The following is a 16718-nucleotide window of genomic DNA, read 5'->3' on the forward strand; positions in this document are numbered from 1 at the left end:
GTTGCAACGACCAATTGAATTCGCCTTTCCTGCGGGGATTTGGATGCTCGTAGGTCCGGAACGAATTAGTCCTGTCGAGAACGAACGCGTGCAATGTTGATGACGACTGCGCCAACGAGAAGAAGCACGGCACCCAGACCAAGGTATTGATATGACTGGACCTCGTTGATACCGGTGTGAACAAGGCTGGGGTCGGTAATAACTGATGTGGAACTACTACTTGAAGACGGTTGTGAACTGGGGCTTACAAAAGTGAGGTACGTTTCAAAATCGAGGCACTCAGGTGTGGCAACCCAAGTACCAGGAGTAGTTGAAGTAACTCTCTGCCAACGGCCAGGATTTATTCCTACAGTGTAAACATTGTAAAAATTGCCAGCTCCACTTGAAGTAACACTGAAGACAACTGCATAGTCGCTACCGCTAGTCAGCGAAGCGGGGGATGAAAAATCGACAGGAACCAAACCTGGCGTGGAGCTGGAAACCGCCGATTCTAAAATGGTGCCTGTTGAAAGCGATGGTCCAGTGGGTACACCGTTCGACGTGGCATAAACATCAACCGTAATTGCGCCAGGAGTTCCGGTCTTCAACAGCGCGACCTGGAAACGGTCAAGTAGTGCTGTATAACCCGATGTATAGACCTGGCCCTGTGTATGCGTTCCATCCAGTGTGACGTACTGTGACATCGATCCATGAGCAGATTCTTGGCGTATTCCAACGGCATTTGCTGGAATTGCAGAAAATAGACCGATAGCAAGGAAGCAAAGGGAAGTAACTATCGCTGAAATCTTAACAATCATCACTGAATAGGAAGTTGGCATATTTGAAAGATAACGAAACTCATGTACTTCGTTAGAAGTTCATACACATGTATGAAGTACATGCGAGCGTCTTTTCAAAATTACTCTGAATGAATTCGCCGATTACGAGTGAGATTTAACACAACTCCGATAAGAACAAAAGAAAAACCTGCTACGAGCAACAGCCCAAAAACCGAAGTTCCCGTAGATGCAAGCGAAGCTGATGAACTTGCACTTGAAGATGCACTCGATGAACTGCTCACGCTTGGTGAGGAGCTTGGCGCAGTGACTGCTGTAACAAAAGTTGAGAATCGGAACCCGTAATTCACGTTTTGCCAGTTGTTGGCTCCAAATTCATAAAGAACTTGATTCGCAGCTGGAGCTACGCCACCAATTGAAAAAAAATAACCATCAATTTGGGGCGACATTCCTCCGCCTAATTGATTCAATAGAGAACTTTGGCTGGTAGCGGATGGAGACTTGAGCACTAAAACATAGTCAGCCCCAGCAGTAACACTGGCAGGAGAAGAAAAATCAAAAACGGCAATTGTCAGGGAACTCGAAACCGCAGAATCTGGAACTGAAGCAGACGCCATTACCGGCCCACTGGGAACTCCATTAGCAGCGGCATATAACTCCGCCGTTAGCAAACCGGGATTTCCGTTCTTCAGCAGGTTGACTGTTACTCGATCGAGCAATCCCGTTCGACCAGAAGTGAATCGTTGTGCCATGTTCATGTCCGAGTACATCTGAACGTACCCGTTGTCATTACCGACATACTGCTGATCTATAGTCCCGACTGCTGAGGCAGGGCTTGCAGTTAAGATTGCCGAGGCAAATACAGCAAATGCAGCGAAAAATGATGCGATAACTGACGTGCGGCGCGTAACTGACGTTGACATGGATTCACGATAACCGGCGCCAAACTGCACGTGAAGAAGTTCATACAACTGTATGAAAGCACCTCCGTACCGGGGTCCCGCTATATGTTGTAAAAGTGAGAGAGCCTTTAGAAAGGAGGGGTCAATGAGAGACACACGAGTTCTCTATGTCGAAGATGACCCCGCTCTGCGTGCCATCATGAGCAAACTCCTCCACAGTCAAGACGGCATTGACGTTGTGGCAAACGTTGGAAACTCTCACGAAGCTCTTGAGTGTGCTCAAACATCTCAAATAGATGTTGCCTTGCTCGATATCGCTCTCGGTCACAACAGTGCCACAGGCCAGGAACTTGCACTTCAGCTGAGATCCATCAACTCCAACATCGGTATCGTGATCTACTCTCAACATGCTGAGGTGAATTTCCTCTCTCAACTTTCAGCACGGAACCTCGAAGGATGGTCCACCATCCAAAAGAGCGCGTCCATCGATATGCCCTACTTGGTAGATGTCCTGCGCTCAACAGCACGTGGACTTTCCATCATCGACCCCAAAATCTTGGAAACAGAGCGAAGCGAATCCTCAACTGAGTTTGAGCAGCTCACCCCACGCCAGCACGAAATTATGGCTCTCATCGTGGAAGGCATTGATGTCCCCCACATCTCAGAGAAGTTAGGGGTTTCTGCGGTGACTATCCGTCAGGAACTTTCGAGAATTTACAAAGTGATTGTGCCCGAACCAGCTCCTGGCACAGACCTGCGCACAACTGCGGTTCTGCGATATCTGCGACGAAGCCGAAGCTATGCCTGGACTCATGGCGAATAACAAACTCAGTTCGAGTAATCGTGCCCGCCGTATAGCTGAATTTATCGCGGGACCCTGGTCTATTCGCCCCATTGGATTTGGAGTCATTTCAGCCTTTCTGAACCAATTCTCCGACGTTCGCGCAGCGGTGAGCGCGGGACGAGCACCGGTGATGGCCTGGCTGGAAAGCTTCCCCTCGAGTGCCGCAATTGGACTCTCTCTTGGTCTGAGTTTTGCCGCACTTGCGTGGGCCATGCGACGAACTGAGCCACTCCGACGGAAACAGCTCATCTACCACGTGGGTATTGCACTCATCGCCATAGGTTTTGCTGTGGCCTACGGCCTGTTTTATAACAGGCCCTTCAAGGATGTCCCGTTCAACAGCGTGCGAGTGTATCTCGCGATAATGGTTGTCTCCATCATCTTCGGCGTGGGAGAGAAGCGCGTGAGAGCACAAGCCAGTCGTGCCGAAAGTGCACTTGCCGAGGTAGACAGACAACGTTCACTTCTACTTCAAGCCGATGAGGACACCCGCCGAGAAGTAGCGGACCTTCTCCATGACCGTGTTCAAGCTGGTCTCGTCGTGGCGAACCTCGAACTCAATAAGATTTCAGAAAAACTCTCGGAGCAACACAAAGCAGAAATTCGCTCTATCGTGGCCGAGCTGGAAGAAATCCGCCGATTCGATGTCCGTGATGCCAGCAGACTCCTCAGCCCCGACATTGCCGTTCAAGGTTTGAACCACTGCATTTCTGAACTGACGCAGCGCTACCGGAGCACCATGCAGGTCTCGGTTCAGCTTGATGAATATCATTCAGAATTTCCTGTTGAGAAACTTCTTGCGATTTATCGCATCTGCGAACAGGGACTTCTCAACGCTGCGCTACATGGGAATGCTGACCATTGCCTGATTCGAACATCAACCGAAAGCGACGGCACTGTTGTGATCCTGGTGGAAAACAACGGGGCACCACTATCCGAAAAACCTCACACTGCTGGTTCCGGTACTGCTGTTATCGACGCATGGGTGAGCAAATTTGGCGGGACGTGGTCCCTCACAAATAGCGGAAGTGGCCAAGTTCAGCTTCGCGCGACTTTGACCACGTAGAAAAGCTAGGGAACGATGACGTAAATATATGCGTCAACAACTCCTGAAGGAGTCTGAACCTGCGTCAGGACCCGGTCATAACCGGGACCTTCGAATTCATCAAGGCGTTCAAGATGTTCTGAAAGAAGATCACTTTCCAAGAGATCAACAGCTACTTCGGGGCCGGTGGAATCGAGAACGATTCCAGGAAACCCGAGCTTGGCACCCCAGCCTGCTTCATACAAAAAGCCACGTACGGAACCGCTTGACCAGTTCCCGTCAATCATCGAAACGTGATGATGGTTGGGTTTACCTGGCCCCAGAGTTCCATACGTGGCTAGACGCATAAAAGTGTGAAGAACTAGTCCTTCTTCGCTGCGGGCTTCTTAGCAGCAGGCTTCTTCTCAGCAGCTTCTGCCTTGTCAGCCTTTGCAGGCTTCTCAGCCTTCTTCTCTTCGACTGGAGCAAATGCGCTCATGTCGACTGCCTTGCCCTTGGTGTCAACAACCTTGGCCTTGCCGAGGATGATGCTGACAGCCTTGTTGCGAGCAACTTCAGCAACCATGGAAGGAATCTGGCCGTTGTCGGTGAGGATCTTGGCGAACTCAGAAGGATCCATCTGGTACTGCATTGCACCCTGGATGATGTACTGAGTGAGCTCGTCTTGGCTCACCTGAACATCTTCAGCTTCAGCAATGGTGTCAAGCAAGATCTGAGTTGCGAACAGAGTCTGTGACTCTTCGATGACCTCTGCGCGGTGCTTGTCATCTTCGAGACGACCCTCACCCTCGAGGTGACGGTGCACCTCGTCATCGATGATGCCCTGAGGAACCTCGATCTTGGCAGCTTCAACGAGCTGAGCAACGAGCTTCTCGCGAGCTTCACGAGCCTGAACAGCAACCTTGCGCTGCTCTGCCTGAGCCTTGAGGCTCTCGGTCAGCTCTGCAATGGTGTCGAATTCAGACGCAATCTGAGCGAAGTCATCGTCAGCCTTGGGAAGCTCGCGCTCCTTGACAGCAGTAACGGTGACAGCAATCTGTGCCTTCTCACCTTCGTGGTCGCCACCGAGCAGGTTGGACTCGAAGGTGGTGGACTCACCGGCGGTGAGAGATTCAATGGCTTCATCGATACCCTCGATGAGCTCGCCCGAGCCAACCTCGTAGGAGATGGACTGAGCAGTGTCGACCTCGGTGCCACCAATGGTTGCAACCAGGTCAAGCTGAGCGAAGTCACCCTTCTTAGCTGGACGGTCAACGGTGACGAGGGTGCCGAAGCGGCTACGCAGCTCGTCGAGTTCCTTCTGAACGTCTTCCTTGGACACAGCAGCTGCTTCAACTTCAACGGTGAGACCGTCGAGCTTAGGAAGCTTCACCTCGGGACGAACGTCAACCTCAATGGTGACAACCAGGTCGCCAGAGAAGTCCTTCTCGGCTGGCCAGGTGGTGATGTCTGCCTCGGGGCGACCCATGGGGCGCACCTTCTCGTCGAGAACGGCCTGGCGGTAGAAACCTTCGAGACCCTCGTTCACAGCGTGCTCGAGCACAGCCATGCGACCAACGCGCTGGTCGATCAGTGCCGCAGGTGCCTTGCCCTTACGGAATCCGGGAACGTTGAGAGATTCAGCAATGTGCTCGTAAGCGTGCTTGATTGCTGGCTTCAGCTCATCTGCGGTCACCGTGATGGTGAGTTTTGCGCGAGTGTTGCTGAGTTTTTCGACCTTGGTCTTCACGAAGGGGTACTCCTGCTTGATGGTGATGGATCTGGATGTGGTCGGGGCGACAGGATTCGAACCTGCGACCTCCCGCTCCCAAAGCGGGCGCTCTAGCCAAGCTGAGCTACGCCCCGGTCCTGCAGTCAAGTTATTCAAAGAAGACAACTTCGCAAGGCCGGTATTCGCCGAGGCGAAATGACCGAGTACCACTCTAACGTATAAGATAGGTCGAGTGCCCCGCACCGAAGGGTGTTGGACAGCACGGGGATGTAGCTCAATGGTAGAGCCTCAGTCTTCCAAACTGATTACGCGGGTTCGATTCCCGTCATCCCCTCCAATCACAGAAAATCCCCCGGAATTCCGGGGGATTTCTTATTTCCCCTGAGCTGAAAATCTCGACTAGACAACACCCAGTGTCCGTGGGCTATGCTCAACTATTCGAAGATATATTCGAATAGCAGGAGGGGATCCGCATGGCGCAACAGCATCTGGAATTAGTGGTCAGACCACTCACGGGAGAATCTATTCCGGCAATTCTGGCTGCCTCCACTGCCGTTCAAGCAGGTTTTCCCTCCCCCGCGCAAGATTATTTTGATGGCCGAGTAGACCTCAACACTCACCTCATCAAAGATGTGAACTCCACGTTCATTGTGCGAGTAGCTGGCGACAGCATGAAGAATGCGGGCATTAGCGATGGCGATGAAGTCATCGTGGATCGAGCCCTGACACCTCGCGACGGTGACGTCGTGGTGGCAGTGCTCGATGGTGAGCTGACCCTCAAGCGACTATTCATTCGTTCTGAGCGAGTACTGCTCAAAGCAGAGAATCCTCGCTTTCCCGACATTGCCGTGGACACCTTGAGTGAACTCACCATTTGGGGTGTTGTCACCAGGTGCCTCCACCATGTTTGATTCAGCTTCCCTGCCCAAATCTCAGCGCCGTATTGCCCTCGTCGACGTCAATAGTTTCTTCGCCTCCTGCGAGCGCGTCTTTGACCCCAGCCTGGAAGGCAAGCCCGTTGTGGTGCTCTCTAACAACGACGGCTGCGTGGTGGCACTGAGTAAAGAGGCGAAGGCTCTGGGCGTAAAGATGGGTATTCCGTGGTTCAAAATCTCTGCTTGGGCACCATCCGTGGGACTAGTGGCCAAGTCGTCTAACTACGAGCTCTATGGCGACCTCTCCTCACGCGTGATGAGTATCTTGCATGAGTTCTCTGCTCACGTGGAGGTCTACAGCATCGACGAGGCATTCCTGGAGCTCAAGGGAACCCCCGAAGAGCTTGTGGTCATGGGGCGTGAGATCAAGGCCGCTATTCAGAACAAGCTGGGCTTACCGGTGTGCGTGGGCATTGGCAGATCCAAAACCCAAGCCAAGCTCGCCAATAGTGGCGCCAAGAAATCTGCAGGACTGAACGGCGTATGTAACCTCGACACCTTCACGCCAGAGCAGATAGACCACATCATGGCTGCTCTGCCTGTGGACAATATCTGGGGCATTGCGAGGCGCCTGAGTAAGCGCCTGAACAGCATCGGCATCCACACCATCAAGGATCTGAAAGATGCGGACCCGGTCCGCATCAAGAAGAAGTTTGGTGTGGTGGTGCAGCGCTCACTCTATGAACTACGCGGCATCGACTGCATCAAGCTCGAAGGCGAGCGCCTGGTGAAGAACCAGGTGATGTATTCACGCAGCTTTGCCACGCCCGTGACCACGCGGAAGCAGATGGAAGAAGTCCTGGCGGTCTATGCCCAACGAGTAAGTAAACGCCTGCGTAAGCAGGGTTCTGTGGCCGGAGCATTGACCTGCTTCGCCGGCACCTCCCGCTTTGCGAACGAACCCTTCCACTCCCCTTACAGAAACGCGGTGTTCTCGGTTCCCACCAACGACCCCGTGGAGATTCTCAAAGCATCGAGCGCCGTCCTGCTCGACAGCATTGAAGACGGGCGGAAGTATGTGCGAGCAGGAATCATGTTGCATGATGTGAGCCCTAAGACTTCCCACCAATACCTCGACCTGTTCACTCCCCTTCACGAGAGCAGACAGCTCGGCGAAGTACTCGATCAGGTGATGGAGAAGCACGGCGCCTTCAGCATTGGCCTCGGCGCCGCCGGCTTCAAGTCACCGCGTCACTGGGAAATGAAGCGAGAGATGCTTTCCTTGAGAGCCACCACCCGCTGGGATGAACTGGCCACGGTGCATGCGCGTTAGCGGAGGAAATTTCCGAAGAAGTTAATAACCCCACTAACAAGCATGCTGATGATTCCAGGACTAGACGAGGCGCCATCATCTTCCATCGCGGCCTCGATGTTCAGATCATCATCGAGTTCTTCGTTCTTTTTCATGATTCCCCCTCAACACGAATTCTAAGAACTACTGCGTTCCCGCGGTAATACCGCGCACCAACGTGCGCTGGAAGAACAAGAACACGAGCAAGGAAGGCAGCGCAGCAAGAACACTAGCCGCTGCAACGAGTTCACCTGGAGCCCCACCAAACTGGCCATAGTTGACCATCGAAATGGCAAGAGGAACCGTCTGGCTTGCCGTGTCAGGCAAGAGCAGAAGGGTGAGCAAATACTCGTTCCAGTTGTTGACGAACAACAACAGAGCAACAGTCAACACCGTGGGCGTCATCAGAGGAAGAACAACCTTCCACATCACCTGCCACTTGTTTGCTCCATCAATCTCGGCAGCTTCTGCCAGCGAGGCAGGAATGTGATTCATCACATTCGCCAGAAGGAAGATGGCAAAGGCGCTGCCGATAATACCCAGCGGCATGATCAAAAATCCGATGCTGCCGTATTGCCCGGTCATCTTGGAAAGCAAGTAGATGGGGAATGCCACTGATTCAACAGGGAGCAAGAAGATCAACACGCTCAACGTGATGACGACGGGGCGTAAGCGGTGCTTGCCCACACTCACGGCATAGGCAACAGGGAATGCCAGGAACAAACTGATCAGAACCGCACCAATACTGATGGTGAAGGAGTTAAGAATCTTCTGACCAATATTGATTCCACCAAAGAACATCTCGAAGTTGTTCCAGGCAATCTCTTTGGGCAGATCCAGGAAACCACTGGAGGCAAAGTCTTGACTGGACTTGACCGAAGCCAGCACGACCATGATTACCGGCAACAACCACATCACTGCCACAGCAATGACTAGCGCAATAACCCCAGACCTGGGCAGGCGAGAAAGTGCTCTACGCATCGCGGTTCACCACCCGTGCACGCAGTCGAACAATCACGAAGGTGATACCGAGGAGTCCGCCAATGATGAGCGCCAACGTGGTCACCAAAGCAGAACCAATACCCACTGAGGCGCCGCCAAAGAAACTATCGATGGCAAAAGTGGACGGCGACATCGTCGCCCCGTTGGGGCCACCACCGGTGAGATAAAAGACAGGGGCAAAGACCTTCAACGCGCCCACAATCAAAAACAACAGAACAACAAAACTCTCTGGGCGCAGGGAAGGACCAGTGACCCAGCGCAGCCGTTGCCACCAGTTAGCTCCATCAAGTTGAGATGCTTCTAATACAGAGGGGTCCAGTCGAGAGAGCCCGGCGAGGAACACAACGTAGGCAAACCCGGTTTGTAGCCACAGCATGAAGAACGCAACCGCCAACAGGGCAGTATCTGGTTCACGAAGCCACTCTGTGGTCACCTCACCCATGCCAAGTTGCTCAAGGAACGTATTGAGTGCACCCCCGGAACCATCCAGCATCCACATCCAGATCATTCCCGAGACAGCAATAGGAACAATCTGAGGCAGGAAGAAACCAGTACGGGCAACGGGAACAAGCCTGGAACCGAACTTGCCCACGAATGCGTCATAGGTTGCCACCGCAAGCACTAATCCCAGAAGCGTGGGAATAAGGGCATAGGGAATCACATAAAAAGCACCATGAATCCACGATTCCCAGAAATCTTGATTGTCCAGGATGTTGCGGAAGTTTTCTAAGCCAACCCATTTTGCAGGCCCATATCCTGGCCACTTAAGGAAGCTGATCCCGACGTTCCAAAAGAACATGCCAAAAAAGAACACCACGAGCACGCCAAGGCCGGGGTAGAGAAACCACCCATAGCCCTTTTGTCGCCTAGCGACACTCGTTCGTGCTGCCATGTCTACAGCGCGTTGTGCGTGAGTCGACCACCATTGAATGTGGCGGCTACGGGCATGGTGCGCAGCTCCTCCACGGAGGCATACAGCGGATCAATATCCACGACGCAGAGGTCAGCACGCTGCCCCACCGCAACACGGGTGCGAACAGAGGCATCAATGGCAGCTTGTGGCTCAATGCGCTGCTCTGGATGCCATGGCTCACGCGTATCGCGTGTGCGCTCCACGGCGGAGGCAATAGCGAACCAGGGATCCAGTGGTGCCACCGGCGCATCTGAGCCCATGGTCAGCTTCACCCCCGCATCCAGCATGGACGCGAAGGGGAAGCAGCGGTCAGTGCGACCTTCCCACAGCACGTCTGCCACATCACGGTCATCCATGGCGTGCTCGGGCTGAACGGAGGCAACCACACCCAACTCAGCAAAGCGCTGAATATCTTCCCAGGCCAGTAACTGGGCGTGCTCGATGGTTCCGTCGCAGCCCACTTCTTCAAACGCATTGAGGGCAAACGTGTTGGCGTCATCCCCGATGGCGTGGATGGAGCAATTGATGCCAGCAGAACTTGCTTTCGTCATCAACGCGACGAGTTGGTCATAGGAGGTGTTGAGCATGCCTCGGGCATGCTTACCGGTGAGCCCGGGATAGGGATCGTGACAGAAGGCGGTGCGGGTGTTGAGCGAACCATCGGAGATGAGTTTGTAATTCCCCATCCGGAGTAACCCTTCAGTGGACGCAATCGTGTCCCCGGTGCGCAGACCTGTCTCAATCGCGCGATCGAGGTTCTCGGTATAGACGCTGAACTCAACCTGCAAGTAGTCATTGCCATTACCAATACGGCGACGCCAGTCGGGAAGAATCCACCCCATCTCGAAGTCCACGATTCCCACGATGCCGCGAGCAGCGGCTGCCTTGGAACCTTCCAGCACTGCCTTGTCGAGTTCTTCAGGGCTCAAGTCCCCCAGCGAACCCCAAATGGCGAAGCAGTCATCTTCCACGAGCAAACCCGTGGGGTGACCTGCGTGACCACGAGCTTCAAGAGCTGTGGTGTTTAACCAAACGCTGTGACCATCGCCACTGAAGAGATAGACCTCTTCATCTGGGCATGCTGCATCAAGAATGCTGAAGTGGGGTTCTTCTTCCCACAAACTTCCCCGCCAGCCGAAACCCACCATTGTTCCGGGGTGAGTTACGTGACGAGCCTTCACGCGCTCGCCGACTTCACTAGCCGAGCTAACACCCTCGAGGTTCAACCGCTGCAGCAGCATTGACCACGAAGTGAAGTGGGTGTGGGTGTCCCACATTCCAGGGATGAGGTAGCGCCCACCCAGGTCGATGGTTTCACCAGCAGGGTCAAAGTCCAGACTGATAGCTCCTGTTGCCCCCACGAACTGAATGTCGCTGATGATGCCATCGGTGATGACGACATTGATCAAGCTTCCGATCAGTCCACGTTCACCAGGAATTCGTGCGTTAGTGAGGGTGAGTTGCATAGCTCAAGTTTGGCATGACGGACACCAATAAAGCTTGCGGTTTGCCATCTCATCCAGACGAATATTCGTGCCACATTTCAGACAGGGCATACCTTCACGTTTATAGACCCAGTGTCGGTCTGCCCGGTTGGCCATGGCCTTGCGCCACGCTTCACCTTCAAGCCCATCTATCGTCATCATTTGGCCGGTTTGAACACCAATCTCCAGCAAATACACCCAGTCTCGCCACAGCGCCCAGGCTTCATCTTCGGTAATGAGTTTTCCAGGACGATACGGATCAATACCGGCACGGAACAACATCTCTGCGCGATAGACGTTGCCGATGCCTGCCACAACTGACTGATCCATCAACAGCAGACCGATTGCCGTGTTCTTTTTCCGAATGGTGTCCACAAACTTCTGCCCCGCCACATCACTGGGGTCGCGTTGAGGATCAGGTCCTAGGCGATTCAATACAGCATCAACTTGTTCTTGAGTCAACACCTCACATGCAGTTGGTCCGCGGAGATCTGCACATACCGTGTCGGTCAGCAGACGAACGCGGACCTGACCAATGGGCTCGGGAGGAAAGCTATTAGCGACATCTAGGGCTGATTCTTTCTCTGCCTCGGCCATGCGCACTCGAGTCTTCCGCGGTGCACCAATAGAGGTCAGTGAGTTCTCACCCTCAGCATCAAAGACTGTGCCCCGCTGATTCGTTTGCCCCATCCGACCGTTAGCCGAGGCAATCGTGGCATCGGCCTGGATATCTCCCGAGAAGTCCCATGCACCATAAATACCGAGGTGAATGCGCAACCAGTGATCTCCGGCAAAGCCCATGAACATTTGCTTGCCCACTGCCCATACTTCGATGAGCTCTGTGCCGTTGAGCACTGCAGCACCCTCAGCAAATCGTCCCTGTGGAGACGACACTGCAATACGGTGTCCTACGAAGTTGCGTTCAAATTGCCGCGCAATGCGGTGAACGGAGTGACCCTCAGGCATGGGTGACTAGTACTTGTCTACGCCTTTGCCTGCGATATCGCCGGTGGTCTCGTATTCAGCAAGCTGCGCAATGCGACGCACGTGACGCTCATCACCGGAGAAAGGCTCAGCAATAAACGCATCAATGAAGCCCACTGCTTCTTCGAGGGTGTGTTGACGTGCACCGATAGAAATCACATTGGCATCGTTGTGCTGACGGGCGAGCTCTGCAGTGGAGATGCTCCACACCAGTGCCGCACGGATGCCCTTCACCTTGTTGGCAGCAATCTGCTCACCATTACCGGACCCACCAAAGACGATGCCGAGAGCCTCAACACCAGCAGCCTGGTCAGCAGCGACAGCTGCTGCTGCATTGATGCAGAAGGCAGGGTAGTCATCAAGAGCGTCATATTCTTTCGGTCCGTGATCAACGACCTCGTGGCCTGCCTGAGCCAGGTGATCTTGAAGGAACTGACTGAATTCGAGTCCAGCGTGGTCTGTGGCGATATGAATGCGCATTCCTCGATTTTAGGGGCGACGGAGCCGGGTTAGGCTCTTAACTAAACCGCTGGAAGGAAAACACGTGTCCGGAGAGAACCTCACCCGCCTCGAAGCCATTGAACGTGCAGAAAACATTGCCGTGGAGAGCTACCAGGTTGACCTCGATCTCTTGCGAGGTGCTGACGTATTCGGCGCCACTACGACCGTGACTTTCTCAGCAACACCCGGCTACTCAACCTTCATTGATGCGATCACCTCCAGCGTGCACAGCGTCACCCTCAACGGTGTTGAGCATGACCCCGCACAGGTCTCTGACGGCACACGCATCCAACTGGATAACCTCGATGCACACAACACCTTGACCGTGGTCGCTGAAGCGAAATACACAAACACCGGTGAAGGTCTGCACCGCTTCGTGGATCCCGTAGATGGCGAGGTTTACCTCTATACCCAGTTCGAGGTTCCCGACTCGCGTCGCATGTTTGCCGTGTTTGAGCAGCCTGACCTCAAGGCAACCTTCCAATTCACCGTGACGGCACCTGAGAAGTGGGAAGTCACCAGCAACCAGCCCACACCAGCTCCTGTCAAGCACAGTAACGGCTCAGCAACCTGGAGTTTTGCACCCACTCCCCGTATCTCCAGCTACATCACTGCACTTGTTGCTGGCCCCTATGACGTCGTGCGCAGTGAACTCACCAGTGCTGATGGTCGCGTGATTCCTCTCGGAGTCTTTTGCCGAAAGTCGCTGTCGGAATACATGGATGCCGACTACGTCTTTGAAAAGACTCGTCAAGGTTTCGAATACTTCGAATCGAAGTTCGACTACGCCTACCCCTTCGACAAGTATGACCAGCTCTTTGTTCCTGAATTCAATGCAGGAGCGATGGAGAACGCAGGTTGCGTGACCTTCACTGAGGCCTACGTCTTCCGCTCCAAAGTCACCGATGCTATCCGCGAACGTCGCGTGGTCACCATCCTGCACGAGCTTGCTCACATGTGGTTTGGCGACCTGGTCACCATGCGCTGGTGGAATGACCTGTGGCTCAACGAAAGCTTCGCTGAATACGCCTCCACCTTGGCCACCGCCGAAGCCACTGAATGGCACGAAGCCTGGACCACCTTTGCCGTCATGGAGAAGAGCTGGGCATACCGCCAGGACCAGCTTCCTTCCACCCACCCGATCGTGGCCGATATTCCTGATCTCGATGCAGTGCGCGTGAACTTTGATGGCATCACCTATGCCAAGGGTGGTTCTGTGCTCAAGCAGCTTGGCGCATGGGTTGGCCAGGAGCAATTCCTCGCTGGTGTGGGTCAGTACTTCAAGAAGCACGCCTACGGCAACACCGAGCTCAAGGACTTACTTGTCGAGCTGGAAGCCACCTCCGGTCGCGACCTGACCACCTGGTCCAAGCTGTGGCTAGAAACCGCAGGTGTGAACACACTTCGCCCCGCACTGACCACCGATGCAGATGGAATCATCACTGCGTTCTCGATTGAGCAAACTGCACCAGCAGATTGGCCCACCATTCGCCCACACCGCATGGCGATTGGTTTCTATTACCTCAACCAAGGCAAACTCGTCCGCGACCACCGTGTCGAGCTCGATGTTGATGGTGTGAGCACTGAGGTTCAAGAACTCGTGGGTCTCACACGCCCCAACCTGATCCTCATCAACGATGACGATCTTGCTTACGCCAAGATTCGTCTCGATGAGGCTTCGCTGCGTGTGGCAATTGCGAACCTCAAAGACATTGAAGACCCACTGGCTCGTTCACTTGTGTGGGGTTCCGTGTGGGATTCCACCCGCGATGCAGAAACCGCAGGTCGTGACTTCATCGACTTAGTCCTCGGCAACATTGCCACCGAAACAGAGTCCACCGTGGTCCGCACCGTTTTGGGGCAGCTCCTCTTGGTTGCTTCCAGCTATGTAGACCCTGCAACTCGCGAAGCACAGACTGTGCGCGTGGCAGATGCTCTGTGGACTCTCGCAAACGACGCAGAAGCAGGAAGTGACAACCAGTTCCAGTTCTTGCGCAGTTTCGCTGCTCTGGCATCCACAGTTGAGCACCTCGCTCACGTCAAGGAACTTCGAGACGGAAAGATCAACTTGGGTGGCCTCGACATCGACACTGACCTCGGCTGGGAACTCCTGATTTCTCTAGCTGCCGGTGGTCACGCCACCGAGGCAGACATCGATGAATACCTTGGTGAAGACAACACTGCTACCGGCGCACAGTCTGCAGCCCATGCGAAGGCAGCTTTGCCTTCGCTGGCTCAGAAGCAGACCGCATGGAATTCGGTGTGGGTTGAAGACGACAAGCCCAACTTGATCGTGCGCGCAACTGGCCTGGGCTTTAACAAGGCACAGGACCTCGCTGTGCTGGAGCCGTTTGTGAAGCAGTACTTTGACTCGATCGAGAAAATCTGGGCAAACCGCAGCTATGCCATCGCGGAGGAACTCGTCGAGAGCTACTACCCCGCTCCCCTTGCTAATGAAGCACTGGCACAGGCAACGCGTGACTACCTCGCGAAGAACAACCCTCCTGCTCCCCTGCGTCGCTTGATTGTCGAAAACTTGGCCGGCACCGAGCGCACACTCGCCGCTCAGGCTCGCGACAAGCAAGGATAGAACTATGGACTCCTTCTGGTCATGGGTTGCTGCGGTCTATCACGCAGCTGAAATCCCGTTCAACATTGCACTGATCTTCATCGTTGCGGTCGTTCTGCGCAGTATTTTGCTTGCTGTCAGCGACCGCGTAATCAAGCGCCTGGTATCTGACGCCCGCAAGAAAAATGGTGGCACTGCCGACCACACCGGTCCTGTTGGTGTTCCAGCAGCGGTGACGGCAAGCCGCCAGGTTCAGCGCACGAAGACCATGGGTACGGTGTTCCACAACTTCATCACGTGGAGCATTGTCTGCGTTGCAGCAATACAGATTTTGCAGGTCATTGGCGTCTCTGTGACGGCCATTGTGGCAACGGCAGGTATTGGAACGGCAGCTCTGGGTTTCGGTGCACAGAACATCATTAAGGACGTTCTCAACGGCATGTTCATGGTCTTCGAAGACCAGCTGGGAGTGGGCGACAAGGTTGATCTAGGCCTGGCAACAGGAACCGTGGAATCTGTTGGACTGCGCATCACCACGTTGCGCGGCGACGATGGCACGATTTGGTTTGTGCGCAACGGTGAAATCGTGCGCGTGGGAAACAAGTCCTATGGTGACCCCAAGCGTTTCGCCGCGAAGACGAAGAAACCCAGTTCGGCCAAGAAAGCATGAGCGAAGAACTTCTCTCCTTCTATGACGAAGTAGGCGGTGAGCCTGTCTTTGCCAAGCTGGCACACGAGTTTTACAAGGGCGTAGCCAAGGACCCTGTGCTCAAACCTATGTATCCCGAGGATGACTTAGGTCCTGCTGAGGAACGTCTCAAGCTCTTCCTGGAGCAGTACTGGGGTGGCCCCAGCACCTACAGCGACACACGAGGGCACCCCCGCCTGCGCATGCGACACATGCCCTACAAGATCAACCCCGATGCCAGGGATCGCTGGTTAGGCCATATGGGGCATGCCGTGGACACACTGAACTTGCCTCCGCTCCAGCGCGAGACTCTGCTCGAATACCTTGAGCGTGCTGCTAACGCGATGACAAATACGTTCGAGGACTAGCTACTTCACGAACTATTTCGTCAAAATGTGACCGCGTTCGGTCGCAATGCGGGTCCATGCGCCCGACGTGGTCACCTGGGCGATACCAGTAACAAAGAACCCCAGGCCAAAGCCAGCAAAGGCAACACCAGCAGGAACAGTTCGAGGAATCTCAGTGTTTTGAACATTGAGCGGCCTGCGCCACACTTCTTCGCGCACCGCGGTGACGATGTTGGTGCCCAAGCCGTTGGCTTTGGCCACTTCTTCAATACCTGCTTTGGCCGCGAGTTGAAGTTCAATCTCCAAGAGTGTTCCCGCAGGAACCCAGTCAGTTCGAGGTGGGGCAACACCAGTCCACGCGATTCCTGCCTGACCTACAGGCAGAGGAATTGTGATCTTGTCATGGGCAAGGCGGTCGAGCATGGCTCGAACTTGAACCACCATGTCCAGCGTTCCTGTTTCCACCCGTTCGAATACGCGCAAACCTAAGACAGTCGGGGCGATATCCAATAACCCCTGCGGGGTCAGAACAGCCACATAGGCAGCAAGTGCAGTGCCCACACCAACCAACCAGACATGTTCAGCACCCAGGCGTTCTGCACGCTCTAGATAGGTCTGTAGGTCCGCAGAGTCGTGCTCGCTAGCGAGGGTCACCGTATTCGTCATCTTGCAACCTAAACTATCGAATGAAACACATCTCCATTCGCGAGGGACATATGCAGCCAG

The 16718-nt window shown here is 54.3% G+C and carries 18 protein-coding genes and 2 tRNA genes; 8 read left to right on the forward strand and 12 right to left on the reverse strand.

Annotated elements, in window-relative coordinates:
* Positions 1-65: 65 nt before the first annotated feature.
* Both AURMO_RS05125 and AURMO_RS08915 read right to left on the reverse strand, forming a co-directional pair.
* Positions 66-683 carry a hypothetical protein gene (locus AURMO_RS05125; protein WP_110233682.1) on the reverse strand — a complete coding sequence of 206 codons (618 nt, stop codon included), beginning with the start codon at positions 681-683 and terminating at the stop codon, positions 66-68.
* Between the two features lie 215 nt (positions 684-898).
* Positions 899-1699 carry a hypothetical protein gene (locus AURMO_RS08915; RefSeq protein ID WP_162532673.1) on the reverse strand — a complete coding sequence of 267 codons (801 nt, stop codon included), beginning with the start codon at positions 1697-1699 and terminating at the stop codon, positions 899-901.
* Positions 1700-1823: 124 nt separating this feature from the next.
* Between AURMO_RS08915 and AURMO_RS05135 the strand changes: the two genes are divergently transcribed.
* Both AURMO_RS05135 and AURMO_RS05140 read left to right on the forward strand, forming a co-directional pair.
* Positions 1824-2501, forward strand: a complete 678-nt coding sequence (locus tag AURMO_RS05135) for a response regulator transcription factor (protein WP_162532674.1) — start codon at positions 1824-1826, stop codon at positions 2499-2501.
* Positions 2491-3588: a sensor histidine kinase gene (locus AURMO_RS05140; RefSeq protein WP_162532675.1), complete on the forward strand. Its 1098-nt coding sequence runs from the start codon at positions 2491-2493 to the stop codon at positions 3586-3588. The genes AURMO_RS05135 and AURMO_RS05140 overlap by 11 nt, the downstream gene beginning before the upstream one ends.
* 5 nt (positions 3589-3593) lie before the next feature.
* Here the strand turns inward: AURMO_RS05140 and AURMO_RS05145 are convergent, their stop codons facing one another.
* The 3 genes from AURMO_RS05145 to AURMO_RS05155 form a co-directional block, all read right to left on the reverse strand.
* Positions 3594-3914, reverse strand: coding sequence for a gamma-glutamylcyclotransferase family protein (locus AURMO_RS05145; protein ID WP_110233692.1), 321 nt, complete (start codon positions 3912-3914; stop codon positions 3594-3596).
* 14 nt (positions 3915-3928) lie between these two features.
* Complete coding sequence (gene tig / locus AURMO_RS05150; RefSeq protein WP_110233694.1) at positions 3929-5296, reverse strand: trigger factor; 1368 nt, start codon at positions 5294-5296, stop codon at positions 3929-3931.
* 38 nt (positions 5297-5334) lie between these two features.
* Positions 5335-5412: transfer RNA gene (locus tag AURMO_RS05155), tRNA-Pro, on the reverse strand.
* A gap of 129 nt (positions 5413-5541) precedes the next feature.
* On the opposite strand from AURMO_RS05155, the gene AURMO_RS05160 reads away from it, so the two are divergent.
* From AURMO_RS05160 to AURMO_RS05170, 3 genes are all read left to right on the forward strand, one after another.
* Positions 5542-5615, forward strand: a tRNA-Gly gene (locus tag AURMO_RS05160).
* Between the two features lie 136 nt (positions 5616-5751).
* A complete protein-coding gene (locus tag AURMO_RS05165; RefSeq protein WP_110233696.1) occupies positions 5752-6189 on the forward strand; it encodes a LexA family protein in 438 nt (145 codons plus the stop codon).
* Complete coding sequence (locus AURMO_RS05170) at positions 6182-7486, forward strand: Y-family DNA polymerase (RefSeq protein WP_110234881.1); 1305 nt, start codon at positions 6182-6184, stop codon at positions 7484-7486. Before AURMO_RS05165 ends, AURMO_RS05170 begins: the two co-directional genes overlap by 8 nt.
* On the opposite strand, the gene AURMO_RS08920 is transcribed toward AURMO_RS05170, so the two are convergent.
* The 6 genes from AURMO_RS08920 to AURMO_RS05195 are packed head-to-tail and all read right to left on the reverse strand — an operon-like array spanning position 7483 to position 12367.
* A complete protein-coding gene (locus AURMO_RS08920) occupies positions 7483-7620 on the reverse strand; it encodes a hypothetical protein (RefSeq protein ID WP_162532676.1) in 138 nt (45 codons plus the stop codon). The two genes, AURMO_RS05170 and AURMO_RS08920, sit on opposite strands and share 4 nt — an antisense overlap.
* 28 nt (positions 7621-7648) lie before the next feature.
* The gene (locus AURMO_RS05175) at positions 7649-8485 is read right to left on the reverse strand and encodes a carbohydrate ABC transporter permease (protein ID WP_110233698.1); all 837 of its coding nucleotides are present in this window, start codon (positions 8483-8485) and stop codon (positions 7649-7651) included.
* Positions 8478-9398 (reverse strand): carbohydrate ABC transporter permease, encoded by a 921-nt coding sequence (locus tag AURMO_RS05180; RefSeq protein ID WP_110233700.1) that lies wholly within the window; start codon positions 9396-9398, stop codon positions 8478-8480. The genes AURMO_RS05175 and AURMO_RS05180 overlap by 8 nt, the downstream gene beginning before the upstream one ends.
* Before the next feature lie 2 nt (positions 9399-9400).
* Positions 9401-10885, reverse strand: coding sequence for an amidohydrolase (locus AURMO_RS05185; protein WP_110233702.1), 1485 nt, complete (start codon positions 10883-10885; stop codon positions 9401-9403).
* Between the two features lie 3 nt (positions 10886-10888).
* Positions 10889-11869, reverse strand: a complete 981-nt coding sequence (locus AURMO_RS05190) for an Fpg/Nei family DNA glycosylase (RefSeq protein WP_110233704.1) — start codon at positions 11867-11869, stop codon at positions 10889-10891.
* 6 nt (positions 11870-11875) lie between these two features.
* Complete coding sequence (locus tag AURMO_RS05195; protein WP_110233706.1) at positions 11876-12367, reverse strand: ribose-5-phosphate isomerase; 492 nt, start codon at positions 12365-12367, stop codon at positions 11876-11878.
* 64 nt (positions 12368-12431) lie between these two features.
* Here AURMO_RS05195 and pepN point away from each other — a divergent pair, with 64 nt between their 5' ends.
* From pepN to AURMO_RS05210, 3 genes are read left to right on the forward strand one after another with little or no spacing between them, the layout of a single operon-like run.
* Positions 12432-14978 carry an aminopeptidase N gene (pepN, locus tag AURMO_RS05200; protein WP_110233708.1) on the forward strand — a complete coding sequence of 849 codons (2547 nt, stop codon included), beginning with the start codon at positions 12432-12434 and terminating at the stop codon, positions 14976-14978.
* Between the two features lie 4 nt (positions 14979-14982).
* Positions 14983-15627 (forward strand): mechanosensitive ion channel family protein, encoded by a 645-nt coding sequence (locus AURMO_RS05205; RefSeq protein ID WP_110233710.1) that lies wholly within the window; start codon positions 14983-14985, stop codon positions 15625-15627.
* On the forward strand, positions 15624-16013 hold the full coding sequence (locus AURMO_RS05210; protein ID WP_110233712.1) for a globin: 390 nt from the start codon (positions 15624-15626) through the stop codon (positions 16011-16013). The genes AURMO_RS05205 and AURMO_RS05210 overlap by 4 nt, the downstream gene beginning before the upstream one ends.
* 12 nt (positions 16014-16025) lie before the next feature.
* Here AURMO_RS05210 and AURMO_RS05215 read toward each other — a convergent pair whose 3' ends face one another.
* Positions 16026-16658, reverse strand: a complete 633-nt coding sequence (locus AURMO_RS05215; RefSeq protein ID WP_110233714.1) for a DUF8185 domain-containing protein — start codon at positions 16656-16658, stop codon at positions 16026-16028.
* Between the last annotated feature and the right edge of the window lie 60 nt (positions 16659-16718).

This window comes from Aurantimicrobium photophilum, assembly GCF_003194085.1.
Lineage (GTDB): Bacteria > Actinomycetota > Actinomycetes > Actinomycetales > Microbacteriaceae > Aurantimicrobium > Aurantimicrobium photophilum.

Bases quoted from the DNA above. Each gene is read 5' to 3' on its own strand.
- AURMO_RS08920 (WP_162532676.1), bottom strand. From the start codon at position 7,620: ATGAAAAAGAACGAAGAACTCGATGATGATCTGAACATCGAGGCCGCG.
- AURMO_RS05125 (WP_110233682.1), bottom strand. From the start codon at position 683: ATGTCACAGTACGTCACACTGGATGGAACGCATACACAGGGCCAGGTC.
- AURMO_RS05210 (WP_110233712.1), top strand. From the start codon at position 15,624: ATGAGCGAAGAACTTCTCTCCTTCTATGACGAAGTAGGCGGTGAGCCT.
- AURMO_RS05135 (WP_162532674.1), top strand. From the start codon at position 1,824: ATGAGAGACACACGAGTTCTCTATGTCGAAGATGACCCCGCTCTGCGT.
- AURMO_RS05175 (WP_110233698.1), bottom strand. From the start codon at position 8,485: ATGCGTAGAGCACTTTCTCGCCTGCCCAGGTCTGGGGTTATTGCGCTA.
- AURMO_RS08915 (WP_162532673.1), bottom strand. From the start codon at position 1,699: ATGTCAACGTCAGTTACGCGCCGCACGTCAGTTATCGCATCATTTTTC.
- AURMO_RS05165 (WP_110233696.1), top strand. From the start codon at position 5,752: ATGGCGCAACAGCATCTGGAATTAGTGGTCAGACCACTCACGGGAGAA.
- AURMO_RS05215 (WP_110233714.1), bottom strand. From the start codon at position 16,658: ATGACGAATACGGTGACCCTCGCTAGCGAGCACGACTCTGCGGACCTA.
- AURMO_RS05185 (WP_110233702.1), bottom strand. From the start codon at position 10,885: ATGCAACTCACCCTCACTAACGCACGAATTCCTGGTGAACGTGGACTG.
- AURMO_RS05170 (WP_110234881.1), top strand. From the start codon at position 6,182: ATGTTTGATTCAGCTTCCCTGCCCAAATCTCAGCGCCGTATTGCCCTC.
- AURMO_RS05195 (WP_110233706.1), bottom strand. From the start codon at position 12,367: ATGCGCATTCATATCGCCACAGACCACGCTGGACTCGAATTCAGTCAG.
- AURMO_RS05205 (WP_110233710.1), top strand. From the start codon at position 14,983: ATGGACTCCTTCTGGTCATGGGTTGCTGCGGTCTATCACGCAGCTGAA.
- AURMO_RS05180 (WP_110233700.1), bottom strand. From the start codon at position 9,398: ATGGCAGCACGAACGAGTGTCGCTAGGCGACAAAAGGGCTATGGGTGG.
- AURMO_RS05140 (WP_162532675.1), top strand. From the start codon at position 2,491: ATGGCGAATAACAAACTCAGTTCGAGTAATCGTGCCCGCCGTATAGCT.
- AURMO_RS05145 (WP_110233692.1), bottom strand. From the start codon at position 3,914: ATGCGTCTAGCCACGTATGGAACTCTGGGGCCAGGTAAACCCAACCAT.
- AURMO_RS05190 (WP_110233704.1), bottom strand. From the start codon at position 11,869: ATGCCTGAGGGTCACTCCGTTCACCGCATTGCGCGGCAATTTGAACGC.